The organism is Allobosea sp. 05T438 (assembly GCF_056396025.1).
Window position 1 is genome coordinate 17,793 of record NZ_JBFTKQ010000010.1, and the last position, 13,476, is coordinate 31,268.

Here is a 13,476-nt window from a genome sequence, read left to right on the forward strand (position 1 = left end):
AGGCCAGTCCCGTCTCCTAGCCCCCTGTGCGCGTAGGCACTGGACCACCAATCAGAGGCCGCCAAAGGGCGGTCAAACGACATCCAAACCGATCGTGCCCAGGCGTAGGCCCGGGCTGGCGTGCGAAGGCGCGCATCAAGATCCATGGGAGATGGAAGTGACGTGGTCCCAGGGGCTGTCGGAGACCTCAATGACGCGAAGGCGGCACTCAGTTTTCTGTGGTGTGCGAAGGCACCCACAAAAACTGAGGTATTGAGCCTATTTTTTATTTTTGGGGTGAGGCCCATTCCGGGCCTGTCTTTGATGGGATGCAGCCACTGTGAGGCTGCGCATTTGCGGGGGTTTCTGCCGTCCTTGTTGGGGCTCCTCAGGCGCCCCGAGCTGGCGAAGCCAGGGGCGAGGGGCAGGGCCTTGGTCCTTGGGGGGAGGCTCTGTGGGGCCTTCAGGCCGTCTATGGAGACTCGTCCTTACTGGGGAACGCCGGCGGCAGCTGCCCGTACTTCAGCCAGCAGATGCCGCCGGCGGAATCGTCACCTTGCAAGCGGAGTGTCGTCAGCCACCGCGGGGTTTGCACGAGGCCACAAATTTGAAGCGTAGGAGTCGATTTCGGKCCCCTTTTTGATGGGGCGAAAAATAGGCTCAATACCTCAGTTTTTCTGCAGAGCACGCTGGATTTGGTAACGAGGCTCAATACCGCAAACGTGACGCGTACCGCCGACGGACGCCTTTGAGGACACGTCAGACGATTCGCATAAGTAAAATCATGGAACAGGGCGGGATCCGATTCCGATTATCTACGCCTCGTTCTGGCGGCTGAATGTCGGCCGACGAGCCGGGCCACGCCAGCCTGGGGAGCTGAATATCGCTACCCCGAGCGATTGTAGCGCACTGAATTCCTTGTGATTCATGGTGCAAGAATCGAGGCATCAAAAATAGGAGGCAACTGCCGCGGACATGGCGGGGTCACGCTGATGCCGGCGAAATTGGAGTGCAACTTTCAAGACACGGAAATTCGCAGCACGCCAACTTGTCGAGGCGAAATTATTCAGCAACTTTCCAGGCGGGATAATTCCGAATTAGCATCGAATGATGCTCGCAGGACGAGGCGTGGAAATTCGAAAACTCGAGGCGAAATAAATCCGAATAGGCACTAGACGCCTGGATCGCGATGGGCGGTTTGCCGACTGGAGAAGCGAAGCGGAATAAATCGAATTTTCGAGGCGGAAAAAATACGGCTATGCCTTGCGAGCCGTCAGTCGGCTCAGCTAAAATGGGCATCAAATTCGGCTGCCTGGCTTGGCCCGGGCGACCCTCAGGATCGACAATGGCAGTTTACGAATATTGGTGGGGCACCGAGCGGCCCCAGCTGCAGGAAGCGCGGCATCAGCGCATGGCCGAGGTTCTCGGTCAGGCTGCGCGTGCGCGTCTTCAGGCGGATTTTGAAGCTGGGATGGCGGAAGTCGATCGCATCACCGCGGCATCGAACCAGCGTGTTGGATTGATCAGGATGTCGCTGGTTGGCGGCCGCTATAGCCGCGAGGTAGCGAATGGCGTCGCGGCGCAGCACGGTCTGCTGGGATCAGGAGATCCCGTGAAGCGCGGTCGCGGTCGCCCGCGCAAATACGGTCCTGAGGATGTTCGTCCCGCCCGGCCCTCTCGCGCGAAGACAGACGCGGGTCGTCTGCGTGCGATGGGCAAACAGTATCCCAAGCGCGGGCCGCGTGGTGTTGAGGCACGGAGCGCCGGCGGGACCGTGTCGCCTGTGACGGCTTCGCCGGCGCGCGCTGTCGCGCCGAAGGCTGCCGCCGGGATCGGTCGCGCTCTTCTGGGCGGGACCATCGCTGCGCAGCAGGATGTTGTCGCGCCGATCGAAGTCGACGTCGTCGTTTCCGGCGGCGCGCTCGTTGCTGAGCCGGCGGCTGCTTCGGCGCCGGCGGGGCTCGATATCGGCGCAATTGCGGCCCGTCATCGGGCGAGCTTTGAGCGCGCCGCTGAGGAATTAGCCGGCGACGATCTCTCTGAGGATGGCGTTCTGCTGCTCAGCAATGTCCTCCAGAGTCACAAGGTGCAGAACCAGGAGTTCGTGCTGTGGAAACGGGGGCAGGACGGTGCCCCGATGCTGCCTTATGATTTCAGCGATGCGATGGATGAAGCCAAGGCGGTGCCGGAGGTCCGGGCGCTGTTCAAGGGATTTGGTCTCTCACGGCATTCACCGTCGTCAGAGATGTCCGAGGGTGAAATGCAGGCTTGGATGCAGCAGACCATCTTCAATGACGAGGACAGCCCTAAGGCTGACTTCGATCGGTATGTAAAGGAGTGCGGTTCGTGCCAGGGTTTCTATCGGCGGTACAAACGAACATTCGAACCTAAGATTGAGAGGGAGCGCGCGCGCGTTCGTGTCTGGCCGACGCTCGCGCAACGCGTCGGATATGTCGAGCGAACCAACCAATTGTTGACGCGTGGCGAGATTGACCGAGACACGGCGATGGTTCGCGTGGCGAGGCTCGATTTCTCTATTCTCGACTTCCTGCCGACCAGCACCCATGGTGTTTATCGGGAGATTGTTGATGCGCTGACTTGGTTCGAGGGCTTCTCGCGCCTCGACATTGCCAAGTGGTCGGGTCACGATCCTGCGAACGTCCCGCTTTGCAAAGTGAAGCAGGGTTTTCCTGCCTGGACTTACCCGAAACGGCTGCATGAGGCGGTTTTCAACGGTCACATGTTCGATGATCTGCCCAAATTCGATTACCAAGTACCCACAACGGCGGAGCTCGCGGAGTTCGCGTCGACTGACCATGAGCTGCTGATCGCGAACCTGCGTGAGCGCGGTATCGATTATGCCGATATCGATCTCTGAGGGTTTGAGCGATTGGGCATGAAAAAGGGCGGCCGCCGTGAGGCGAGCCGCCCTTCCCTTTTTGCGCGGTCGCATTAGCCGCCGAGGCCGCGCTCCACGAGGCTCGCTGGGTTATTTGTAGCCGAGCCTGCGTCGGCCAGCGCGGGAGATTTCCGGAATGCCATAGCTTCCCGTCTTGCGTGGCGTGGGGACCGGGCGCTTATCCGGCTGCCGCCGTCGTTTGTGCAGAGGCAGGGCCGTTTTCGCCTAGCAGGAGCTACGGAAAGGATTTGGAAGTGCAGGCACCATTCCGCTCCGGCTCCCAAGATCGTTTGCGAGGGATTGAAGGGAGAGGAGGGAGTGTCGTATCGGTCAAGCCTAGATTGGCTGAACTTCCTGCTGGCGGATCTGCGCGGCGGGCTCGGCCCCTACGTCAATGTCTTCCTGCTCACGGAGGTCGGCTGGGACCAGGCGAAGATCGGGGCGCTGCTCACCGTCAGCGGTCTGATCGGCATTGCCTTTCACGCGCCGATCGGCGCCCTGATCGACGCCACGCGCGCCAAGCGCGGCCTGATGGTGGGCGGGGCCTGGCTTCTCGCGCTCCTGGGGGCGGGCATCGCGACCTATCCGACGATTGCGGTCGTGTTCGTCGCGGATGTCAGCATGGCGCTCCTCGGCGCCGTCTTTGCACCCACGATCGCGGCGATCACGCTCGGGCTCTACGGCTCCCGCGACGTTGCCGCGCAGCTCGGGCGCAATGCCGCATTCGACCGGTTCGGCAACCTGTTCATAGCCGCGCTGGCTGCGGTGGTCGGCACGCATTTCGGGCAACGTGGTGTCTTCTACATGCTTCCGCTATTCGCCGGGCTGTCGATGATCGCGGTCCTTTCGATCCCGGCCGGTGCCATCGATCATGAGCGCGCTCGCGGCCTCGATGACGTCGCCCCCGAAGCCGGCTGGCCCTATCCCTGGCGGCAGTTGTTCGCCGAGCGCTCCTTTTCCGTGCTGGCGATCGGCACGGCGCTGTTCCACTTCGCCAATGCGCCGATGCTGGCCCTCGCAAGCCAGAAGCTGGCACTCGAGGCAAAGGGCTTCGAGTCCGCCGTGACGTCGGCGGCGATCATCATCGCCCAACTCGCGACGATCCCGATGGCCTTCCTCGTGATGCGCGCCAACCGGATCGGCGGCAAGCCGCTGCTCATCCTGGCGTTCGCCGCTCTCCCGCTGCGCGGCATCCTCTTCGCCACGGTCGACGACCCCTACTGGATGATCGCCTTCCAACTTCTCGACGGGGTCGGGGCCGGGTTGTTCGACGTGTTGCTGCCGCTCGTTCTCTACGGCGCCGTCTTGGGCAGCGGTCGCTACAACATGGCGCGCGGAATGCTCGGTACCATTCAAGGTATAGGAGGCGCATCAAGCTACGCATTCGCTGGCAGCTTGGTCGTTTGGGGCGGATACAATGTCGCCTTTGCCGTGCTCGCCGGAGTGGGGGTAATCGCCCTTCTTCTTATTCTGACGGCTATGCCGGAGACTGTCTCGCAGGCCCGACCAAAAACCCGCATCGGCGAGCTCTGACCCTGAACTTTCGGCCGCGATCGGCGTTGAAAGCGCGCCCGCGTTCGCAGGGCAGGTTGGCCGGAGAGCAAGGGGATGCGGATCGCGCAAGCTGCGGCGCTGGCGGAACCGGTTCCTCCGCGGCTGTATGGGGGCACGGAACGGGTGGCGTCATGGCTGACCTAGGAGCTCGTGCGGCAGGGGCATCAGGTCACCTTGTTCGCCTCGGGCGATTCCGAGACCTCGGCCGAGTTGGTCGCCTGCGCACCCGGAGGCTTGCGGCTGTCAGGAATTCGAGATCACACGGCCAGCCACCTCGCGATGCTCGCGTGAGTCCGGGAACGGCAGGCGTCATTCGACGTCATCCATTTCCATCTCGATCGGCTCCAGCACGCTATGTTCTCGGACCTGACCCATAAATGCGTGACGAGGCTGCATGGTCGCCTGGACCTGCCCGATTTCCTGGCGGTCTATCATGCATTCCCGCGGATGCCGCCGATCTCAATCTCCGACGGCCAGCGGAAGCCGATGCCCAGCACCGTGAATTGGCTGGCGACCGTCCATCACGGACTGGGGCAGGGACTATGTCCGTTCAATGAGCGGGGAGGGGAACTTAGCTTTGAGCTTCGGCCATCGCCCAGGTTGAACCCGCGTCCTGCATTAGCCGTCGGCAGAACCTTCGTGTCGAAATGCGAGACCGAGGAACGACGGGCTCGATGCGGCCGAGTACACCGCCAGTGCGAAAGCGGTCAGGCTAGAGCCGCACAAGCTCAGGAGGAAGCAGCTTCACCTGCCAAATAGGGCCGTTAATGGCCCCTAGCTGACTTGTGGAACTTCCGCTCTCGGGCGGCCTAATTCGCGATTTTCAAATTAGCCCGCGGCTGGCACGGCACTACCGCACAGCTCACCGAGCTTTTTTCGGCGCAGCATCATGACGAGCTCAAATCATACTTGCTGAAAAACCGGTCATGCTCGCTGGCAAGTCACGCGCGGGTGGCAAGATCGTCATCGCTTTTTTGAGGCTTCGGCGGGTGTAACCCCAAACCCAGGTATGATGGCCATTGCCGCGATAACGGGAGATTGGACGCTGACAACATTCTCCATGCGGGAGCCTCATCATGGCGGACGACGCGACCGACGGCATCAAGCCATATTCAGGACCGGCGGGAGGCTGGGGAGCCCTGAAGGCAGTCGCTGAGGCGCTCCGCAACGAAATGGGCGCCAGCAGCGGCACAAGGGCTCTGCTGCGGATGAACCAGCCGACTGGCTTCGATTGTCCCGGTTGCGCCTGGCCGGACCCCAAGCACACCTCCTCCTTCGAGTTCTGCGAGAACGGCGCCAAGGCCGTTACCTGGGAGGCGACCGTCAAGCGTGCCGGACCGAGCTTCTTTGCGGAACACACGGTGTCCGAGCTTTGGACGTGGTCGGACCATGCACTGGAGGACGCCGGCCGGCTGACGCACCCCATGCGCTATAGCCGTGAAACGGATCGGTTCGAGATCGTTGAATGGCAGGAGGCCTTCGCCGAGATCGGCGCGCGACTGCGGGCGCTTGATCATCCCGACAAGGCCGAGTTCTACACTTCGGGCCGAGCCTCCAACGAGGCCGCCTTCCTCTACCAGCTCTACGCGCGTGCCTTCGGGACCAACAACTTCCCCGACTGCTCGAATATGTGCCACGAGGCGACGAGCGTCGGACTGCCGCAGTCGATCGGCGTCGGCAAGGGAACGGTGACGCTGGAGGATTTCGACCTCGCCGACGCGATCTTCTGCATCGGCCACAATCCCGGCACCAATCATCCGCGGATGCTGACGACCCTGCGCGAGGCTTCCAAGCGCGGCGTGCCCATCGTCGTCGCAAATCCTTTGAAGGAACGCGGCCTCGAACGCTTCGCCGCTCCCCAAGACCCGGTCGAGATGACGACGTTCAGCTCGACGCCGCTTGCCTCCGCCTACTACCAGCCGAAGATCGGCGGCGACGCGGCGATGCTGAAAGGGATGATGAAGGCGCTGCTGGCCGCCGACCGGGCTCAGATCGACGAGGGCGGCGAGGGGCTGCTCGATCGCCCGTTCATTGCCGAGCACACGACGGGTTTCGAAGCGCTCGTCGGTGACATCGACGCGACCTCGTGGGCGCAGATCGAGGCCCGGTCGGGCTTGTCCCGCGCCGACATCGAGGCCATGGCGCAGGTTTACTGGAGCGCTGAGCGCGTGATCATCTGCTACGGCATGGGCCTGACGCAGCATCGCCACGGCACCGAAAACGTCCAGCAGCTCGCCAATCTCCTGCTGATGCGCGGCCAGATCGGCAAGCCCGGCGCAGGCATCTGCCCGCTGCGCGGCCACAGCAATGTGCAAGGCGACCGGACCGTCGGCATCACGGAAATTCCGACGGAAGCGTTTCTGCAGAAGCTGGACAAGGCCTTCGGGCTGAATGCTCCGCGCAAGCACGGTCACAATGCGGTCGAAGCCGTGGCTGCCATGAAGGAGGGGACTGCGCGAGCCTTCATCGGGCTGGGGGGCAATCTCGCGGTGGCGATGCCCGATCCGGAAGCTTGCTTCGCGGCCTTCCGCAAGCTCGATCTTTCCGTGCAGATCATCACCAAGCTCAACCGGACAGCCCTGCTCACCACGCCACACAGCTACATCCTGCCCTGCCTCGGCCGGACGGAGCGGGACGAGCAGCACGGCGTGCCGCAGTCGATCACCGTCGAGGATTCGATGTCGATGGTGCATGCCTCGCGCGGTGGCCTGAAGCCCGCCTCGGACCTTCTGCTCTCGGAGCCCGCGATCATTGCCGGGCTGGCGCGCGCGACCCTGGCCGATAGCGCCATCGACTGGGAGGGAATGATCGCCAACTACGACCGCATCCGCGACAAGATCGAGGAGGTCTTCCCGGACTTCCATGATTTCAATACCCGCGTTCGCAAGCCCGGCGGCTTCCGGCTCACCGTGGCTGCGTCCGATCGCGTCTGGGCAACGCCGGATGGGAAGGCCCACTTCCTGACCTTCGAGGGCGTCGACGAGGACGATCATCGCGACGATGACACCTTGGTGCTGACGACGATCCGCAGCCACGACCAGTACAACACCACGATCTACGGGATGAACGATCGCTATCGCGGCATCAGCGGGCGGCGCGACGTTGTCTTCGTGAACGAGGCGGATCTGAGCGATCTCGGCTTGTCTCATGGCGACCGGATCGACGTCGTCGCCGGCCCCGGGCGGGTACTTGCCGGCCAGACGGCCGTCGCTCATCCGATTTCGAAAGGATCGGTCGCGGCTTACTACCCCGAAGCCAATCTGCTGCTGGGTTTGCACGACTATGACCGGAGCAGCGGCACGCCCAGCTACAAGTCAATTCCGGTCATTCTGCGCGCTGCCGCTGGCTGAGCCGGCTCCTTAGCCGCCCGGCAGAATTTGGCGTGGCCGCGCGCACCTGAGGCGGGTTCGCGCGCAGAATGCGTGGCAGCGTGTCTGAGCCGCCGGCGATCCAGTCGGATCCGATCGTTCGTCGCATTGTCAGGGGCCCTGCGGCGATTCCGGATGATCATGCGCGACAATGACGTCGCTTCGTAGCCCATCCATGCAGCTACCTCGTTTCGCCGGTGTGTTTCTGGCCGACTGAGAATTAGTCGGCCCGGAATCCTCACGCGGATGGGAGAAGAGATTACGCTGGTATGACCCGAGCCGAACCGGTTTTCGGCGCCAACGCGGCCAGAATGCAGCAAAGAACGGCAACGCCCGCAGCGGCCGCGAAAGCGTCGATATAGGCCAGGACCGCCGCCTGCTGACCGACCGCTGTCGCCAGCACTTTCAGTTCCAGCGCCGCCGCTTGCGATGTCGTGGCGAGACGGTGCGCAATCGAATATCCGTAGTCCGCGAGCCGATGCGCCGTGTCCGCCGTCTGCCCCTGCACGTGCAATCCTAGCAGATTGGAGTGGATCTGCTCGCGCACTCTGACAAAGGTTTGCATGAAGGCGGTCCCGGCCTCGCCGCCAAGAAGCCGACTGGTCTGCATGAAGGCGCCGACCGTCACGGCTTGCTCGGGCTTCACTGTTCTCGATACGAGGGCTACGAGGCTGGTCAGGGCGAGGGACTGGCCGACGGCCTGCAGGATCTGCGAGGGCAGGAAATCGCCCGTCGCCCAGAATCCGGTCAGCCGGGTCAATAGGAGGCAAGCGATCGCGACCAGTCCCGCGCCCGCGATCAGCGTCCAGCGGGGATCGATGCGCTTGATCAGAATGGCCAGCGGGACCACGAGAAAGACCTGCGGCGCAGCTATCCAGACCAGCACTGCGCCGATGTCCAGCGAGCGGTAGTTCTGCAGCGTCTGAAGGTAGGTCGGGATGACATAGGCCGTCGAGAGGATGATGAAGCGGAATCCGGCGAGCAGTGCGAACAACACCAGCAGGCCGGGAACAGCGAGCAGGCGCAGGTTCAGCGCCGGCCGGCTGGCCGTCATTTCTCTTGCGACCAAGGCGATGACGGCAAGGCCACCGACGACGAGCAGGCCGTTGATCAACCCGCTGCCGAGCCAGTCCAGCCGATTGCCCTGGTCGAGCGCGATGTAAAGCGCGCCGAGCCCTAGCCACGCATAGGCCAGCCCGCTGCCGTCGAGGTTCTTGAGCGGGTCGCGGATGGGCGTGTCCCTGGGCATCCCGAGCCAGACGCACAGACCCATCAGCGGCAGCACGAGGCAATATTGCCAGGATATCCAGCGCCAGGACCAATGGTCGAGATAGAATCCTTCGAGCGAGGCCGCCACATTCAGCGAGATCTCCAGATTCATCGCGTAGACCGCGATGCCGTAGGGCAGCAGCGGCTTGGGCAGATAGCGGATGATGAAGATGATCGTCAGCGGTATGAAGGTTCCCGTACCGAGCCCGGCGAAGAATTGCGCGGCGATATAGCCGTGGACAGTGTGAGATAGTGGCGCGAGCAAGAAGGCGACGAAGGAGACGACGATGCCGCCCAGCAAAAGCCTTCGTCCACCGATGACGGAAGCTATGTAGGGACATGAGATCCCCGAGATGAGCTGGCCGAGGCCGAGCGCCGTCGTGATCCAGGCCCCTTCATCGAAGCCAGCGCTCAAGCTGCCGCGAAGGTCGGCGAGACCGAAGGTGGTCACTCGCGTCCCGAGAGTCGCGATCATGGAGCCCAGCATCACACCCAGAAGGCCAATGTAGGGCTGCCAGGCGATCCCGGGCGTGGCGCTAGGCACGAGGCTCTGGCTTTCGACGGAAACCGTCACGGCGCCCTCCCGGACGAAGCCCCTGCCGGGCCGGCTGCCTGGGGGCGGGCGGTGTCGATCGTGGCGACAACGGACATGCCCGGCCGGATCAAGGCTCCGAGATCGCGATTGGGATCGAGCGTGAGCTTGACCGGAATGCGCTGTACGACCTTGGTGAAGTTGCCGGTCGCATTGTCGGGAGGAAGCAAGGCGAAGACGCTGCCGGTGCCCGGAGACCAGCTCGCGACACGCGCCGTCAGCACGCTTCCCGGGAACGCATCGACCGTGACCGTGGCCTTGTCGCCCACGCGGATATTGGTCATCTGCGTTTCCTTCAGATTGGCGACGACCCAGAGTTTTGCCATCGGCATGACGGTGATGATCTGGCTGCCGATGGAAACAAATTGTCCGGGATGGACCTGCCTCGCACCGGTGAGGCCATCGACCGGAGCCAGGATGCGCGTGTAGCCGAGATTGTCATGAGCGAGCTTAAGCCGGGCCGCGGAGGCACTCACTTGCGCAGCGAGCTCGCGTTCGGTTGCATCGAGCGCGGTCAGGGCGGCTTCCTGCTGAAGCAATTGCGCACGCGACAGAGCCAGCGATCCAGCTGCCTTGGCTGCCGCGGCATCCGCCTGCTCGACCAGTTGTTCGGTTCCTGCGAGGCCTTTGCGCAGCAGCTCGCGTTGCCGGCTGGCCTCCGCATCGGCTCTCAGCACTTCGGCCTCGGCTATCGCGATCGTGGCCCTGGCCTGCTCGATCAATGTGCGCTGGATGGCGCGCTTGTCCGTGACCGAGGCGAGCGTCGCCCGGGCAGCGGCGAGATCGGCCTCGGCGAGGTCACGCTGCGCCAGATAGTCGGCGGGCTCGATCTCGGCGATCAGATCCCCCGCTCGCACGAGCTGATAATCATCGACCGCAACCGACCTGACCAATCCCGCGATCTGGGCCGCGAGAGGTGTGGTGTCGCCGGCGATGAAGGCGTTGTCGGTGGCCTGGTAACGCGCCGACCCGGTCCAGCGGTCCCAATGCGCCGCGATGGCCCAGCCCACGGCGACGATAGCGATCACAACTCCCCCATGGAACAGCGGATGGGCCAAGGCCGCGAGGCCGCGATAGCGCCAGGACGCCGGGCCGTCATACTGCTCAATGGGCGCGACGCTCTCGGTTTCGGTCACGGCAGATGTCATGGTCGTTCCTCCCGCTTTGAAGGACGAGGGCGCCAGTGGCTTCAGTGCGACGAGGCACTGCCGGAAGCGGCGCTCGCGCGCTTCCTCCGCCGCTCGCCGATATGGCTTGCTGCCTGCAGCGCGACAGCGGCGGCGCCGAAGGCGACCCCGAGCGCGACAACGCCAGGCCAGCCGGCAGCCTGCCAGGCATAGGTTCCGGTCGCCGAACCGACGGCGCCGCCGAGGAACATCGCACCCATCAGGATGGTGTTAAGGCGAGCCCGGGCTTCCGGCCGCAGCGCAAAGACGATGTGCTGGTTGGAGACCAGCGCCGACTGCATGCCGAAATCGAGCAGCACGACGCCAAAAACGAGCCCTGCGAGAGAGGTCCACAGCCCGAAGACCAGCCATGACGACAAGGTCACGACGGCGCCCAGCGCAACCACGGGAGCAGCTCCCTTGGAGTCCGCGATGCGGCCGGCGAGCGGCGCCGCGAGGATTCCGACCGCGCCGACGATGCCGAAAAGTCCTGCTACATCGGCGCCGAGGCCGAAGGGTGGCGCCTGCAGGCGGAACGCAAGGACGGTCCAGAAGGCCGTGAAGGCCGCAAAGAGCAGAGCCTGCGTCAGCGCCGCCAGTCGCAGGGCCGGGAACTCGCGCCACAGATGCAGCATCGAATGCAGCAGGCGGCCATAGCCGAGTTGGGAATCCGGCCTGCTGTGCGGGAGCTTCAGCATCATCAGGGCCCCGGCTCCCAGCGCCATCGGCACGCCGAGCCAGAACATCTCGCGCCATCCGCCATGCGTCGCGACGAAGCCGGCCAGCGTGCGGCTGAGCAGGATGCCGGTCAGGATTCCCGCGAGGATCGTGCCGACCGTGGCGCCGCGCCGCTCCGGCGCCGAGAGATGGGCAGCCAGCGGCACGATCTGCTGGGCGACCGTCGCAGCGAGGCCGACGAGGAGCGAGGCGAGCACCAGCAGGGCCGCGCCCGGCGCCACGGCTGCCAGAATAAGCGCCACCGCCAACACCCCGAACTGGATGACGATGAGACGCCTGCGTTCGACGATGTCGCCGAGCGGCACCAACAGGAACAGCCCTGCGGCGTATCCGAGCTGCGTCGCGGTTGGAATCAGCCCGGACAGCGAGCCGGGCAGTTCCGCCTCGATCAGACCGAGCATCGGCTGGTTGTAGTAGATGTTGGCGACTGCGATGCCGGCTGCGGCTGACATCGCATAAATCATCATGCTGCCGATGCGCGGCGGGCTTGCATCCGGCTTGACGGGCTTGTGCATAGTATGTGCTCCGCTAGCGGGCCGGCGCGACCGGGTTGGCGGTCGATCCGGCTCTGATGGCTTCGAAGCTACGCGCTGGCGCTTGCGCATTCTGTAGCGCTTGCGGATGCCCGGCACACACCTGCGTATGATTGCCGGATCGGCCCGCCGCGTTGTCTCAATGAAGGGAACAGGCCCGGTGGCGGAAACGCTCAGGGCCCTCCGGCACCGCGAGAGGCGCGCCATGAAACCACTTCGCATCAGCATCATCGGCGGATCTCTCGCAGGCCTGTTCGCCGGCGTCCTGCTGAAGCGCGACGGTCATGATGTCACGATCCATGAGCGCTCCCCCCAAGGCCTCGCGGGTCGCGGCGCCGGCCTAGTCCCTCAACGAGAGGTTTTCCAGATCCTGCGGGCGATCGGCATCGAGCATCTCGCCGATATCGGGGTCGTCGCGCAGGAGCGCATCTTTCTCGATCAGGCTGGAGAAATCGTGCAGACGATCAGGGAAGCGCAGACCCAGCTCTCCTGGGACGTGCTCTACGAGCAGGTCGCAGCACGCATCGCGCCGGCCGATTACCGGCTCGGCAGTCAACTCGTGCGGGTCGAAGCTGAGGGCGACGGCGCTACGACGCTCAGCTTCGCCGAAGGCTCGCGCGACGAGGCCGATCTGGTGATTGGCGGCGACGGCATCGGTTCGGTCGTGCGCCACGCACTCTCCCCCGATCATGCGGCAAACCGCTATGCCGGCTATGTCGCCTGGCGTGGATTGATCCCGGAGACGGCGCTGCCTGCAAGGGCTTCGCTGCTGTTGGACCGCTTCGCCTTCTATCTCGTGCCGGGCGACCACGCGCTGGGCTACCTCGTGCCCGGCCCGAACGGCGAGACCGCGCCAGGCAAGCGGCGCTATAACTGGGTCTGGTACCGCCGGGTGGCGGAGCACGATTTGCGTGCGCTTTTCACCGATCGCGACGGCCACACCCATCCGGTCTCACTGCCGCGCGGCGGGCTGTCATCGGAGCGGCGCGACGCGCTGCGCCATGATGCCCGCATCCACCTCCCGCCGCCTTTCTCGCTTGCCGTCGCGGCGGAGGAGACGCCCTCGATCCAGGGGATCTACGACTACGAGACGCCGGCCATGGTGGGAGGGCGTATCGCTCTGATCGGCGATGCGGCCTTCGTGGTCAGGCCGCACACCGCCATGGGGGTCGGCAAGGCGGCCGGCGACGTGATGTCATTGCGCAAGCATCTGGCCGCGGCCGCCGATCTGGAAACGGCTCTCGCGCTTTACCAAAGCGAGCGCTTGCCGGTCGGTCGCGAGATCGCAGCCCTGGGCCGACGCCTTGGTGCGACCGCGCTGTAAGCTCCGGCGGACATGCCGGCCATGTGACACCGAAATCCTTCGAAGACAGCGAGA

Annotated in this window: 7 protein-coding genes and 1 pseudogene; 5 read left to right on the top strand and 3 right to left on the bottom strand. The window is 64.2% G+C overall.

The annotated features are described in order from the left end of the window. Nucleotides 1–1,324 precede the first annotated feature (1,324 nt). The 4 genes and pseudogenes from AC1DIN_RS19145 to AC1DIN_RS19160 all read left to right on the top strand — a co-directional run bounded on the left by AC1DIN_RS19145 (nucleotide 1,325) and on the right by AC1DIN_RS19160 (nucleotide 7,782). Nucleotides 1,325–2,857: a hypothetical protein gene (locus tag AC1DIN_RS19145; protein WP_476810941.1), complete on the top strand. Its 1,533-nt coding sequence runs from the start codon at nucleotides 1,325–1,327 to the stop codon at nucleotides 2,855–2,857. 339 nt (nucleotides 2,858–3,196) lie between these two features. After that, a complete protein-coding gene (locus AC1DIN_RS19150; protein ID WP_476810942.1) occupies nucleotides 3,197–4,411 on the top strand; it encodes an MFS transporter in 1,215 nt (404 codons plus the stop codon). 75 nt (nucleotides 4,412–4,486) lie between these two features. Next, a pseudogene (locus tag AC1DIN_RS19155) lies at nucleotides 4,487–5,053 on the top strand (glycosyltransferase); the annotation flags it as partial. Between the two features lie 455 nt (nucleotides 5,054–5,508). Continuing rightward, the gene (locus AC1DIN_RS19160; protein ID WP_476810943.1) at nucleotides 5,509–7,782 is read left to right on the top strand and encodes an FdhF/YdeP family oxidoreductase; all 2,274 of its coding nucleotides are present in this window, start codon (nucleotides 5,509–5,511) and stop codon (nucleotides 7,780–7,782) included. A gap of 277 nt (nucleotides 7,783–8,059) precedes the next feature. On the opposite strand, the gene AC1DIN_RS19165 is transcribed toward AC1DIN_RS19160, so the two are convergent. From AC1DIN_RS19165 to AC1DIN_RS19175, 3 genes are read right to left on the bottom strand one after another with little or no spacing between them, the layout of a single operon-like run. Beyond that, a complete protein-coding gene (locus AC1DIN_RS19165; RefSeq protein ID WP_476810944.1) occupies nucleotides 8,060–9,643 on the bottom strand; it encodes an MFS transporter in 1,584 nt (527 codons plus the stop codon). Continuing rightward, nucleotides 9,640–10,809, bottom strand: a complete 1,170-nt coding sequence (locus tag AC1DIN_RS19170) for an HlyD family secretion protein (protein WP_476810945.1) — start codon at nucleotides 10,807–10,809, stop codon at nucleotides 9,640–9,642. The genes AC1DIN_RS19165 and AC1DIN_RS19170 overlap by 4 nt, the downstream gene beginning before the upstream one ends. A 41-nt stretch (nucleotides 10,810–10,850) precedes the next feature. After that, nucleotides 10,851–12,080 (bottom strand): MFS transporter, encoded by a 1,230-nt coding sequence (locus tag AC1DIN_RS19175; protein ID WP_476810946.1) that lies wholly within the window; start codon nucleotides 12,078–12,080, stop codon nucleotides 10,851–10,853. A 223-nt stretch (nucleotides 12,081–12,303) separates the two neighbouring features. Here AC1DIN_RS19175 and AC1DIN_RS19180 point away from each other — a divergent pair, with 223 nt between their 5' ends. Next, nucleotides 12,304–13,422, top strand: a complete 1,119-nt coding sequence (locus AC1DIN_RS19180) for an FAD binding domain-containing protein (RefSeq protein ID WP_476810947.1) — start codon at nucleotides 12,304–12,306, stop codon at nucleotides 13,420–13,422. Nucleotides 13,423–13,476: the final 54 nt, after the last annotated feature.

What these genes read in the sequence shown, in the direction of transcription:
- AC1DIN_RS19145 (WP_476810941.1), top strand. Translation starts at nt 1,325, where the DNA reads ATGGCAGTTTACGAATATTGGTGGGGCACCGAGCGGCCCCAGCTGCAG.
- AC1DIN_RS19160 (WP_476810943.1), top strand. Translation starts at nt 5,509, where the DNA reads ATGGCGGACGACGCGACCGACGGCATCAAGCCATATTCAGGACCGGCG.
- AC1DIN_RS19170 (WP_476810945.1), bottom strand. Translation starts at nt 10,809, where the DNA reads ATGACATCTGCCGTGACCGAAACCGAGAGCGTCGCGCCCATTGAGCAG.
- AC1DIN_RS19175 (WP_476810946.1), bottom strand. Translation starts at nt 12,080, where the DNA reads ATGCACAAGCCCGTCAAGCCGGATGCAAGCCCGCCGCGCATCGGCAGC.
- AC1DIN_RS19180 (WP_476810947.1), top strand. Translation starts at nt 12,304, where the DNA reads ATGAAACCACTTCGCATCAGCATCATCGGCGGATCTCTCGCAGGCCTG.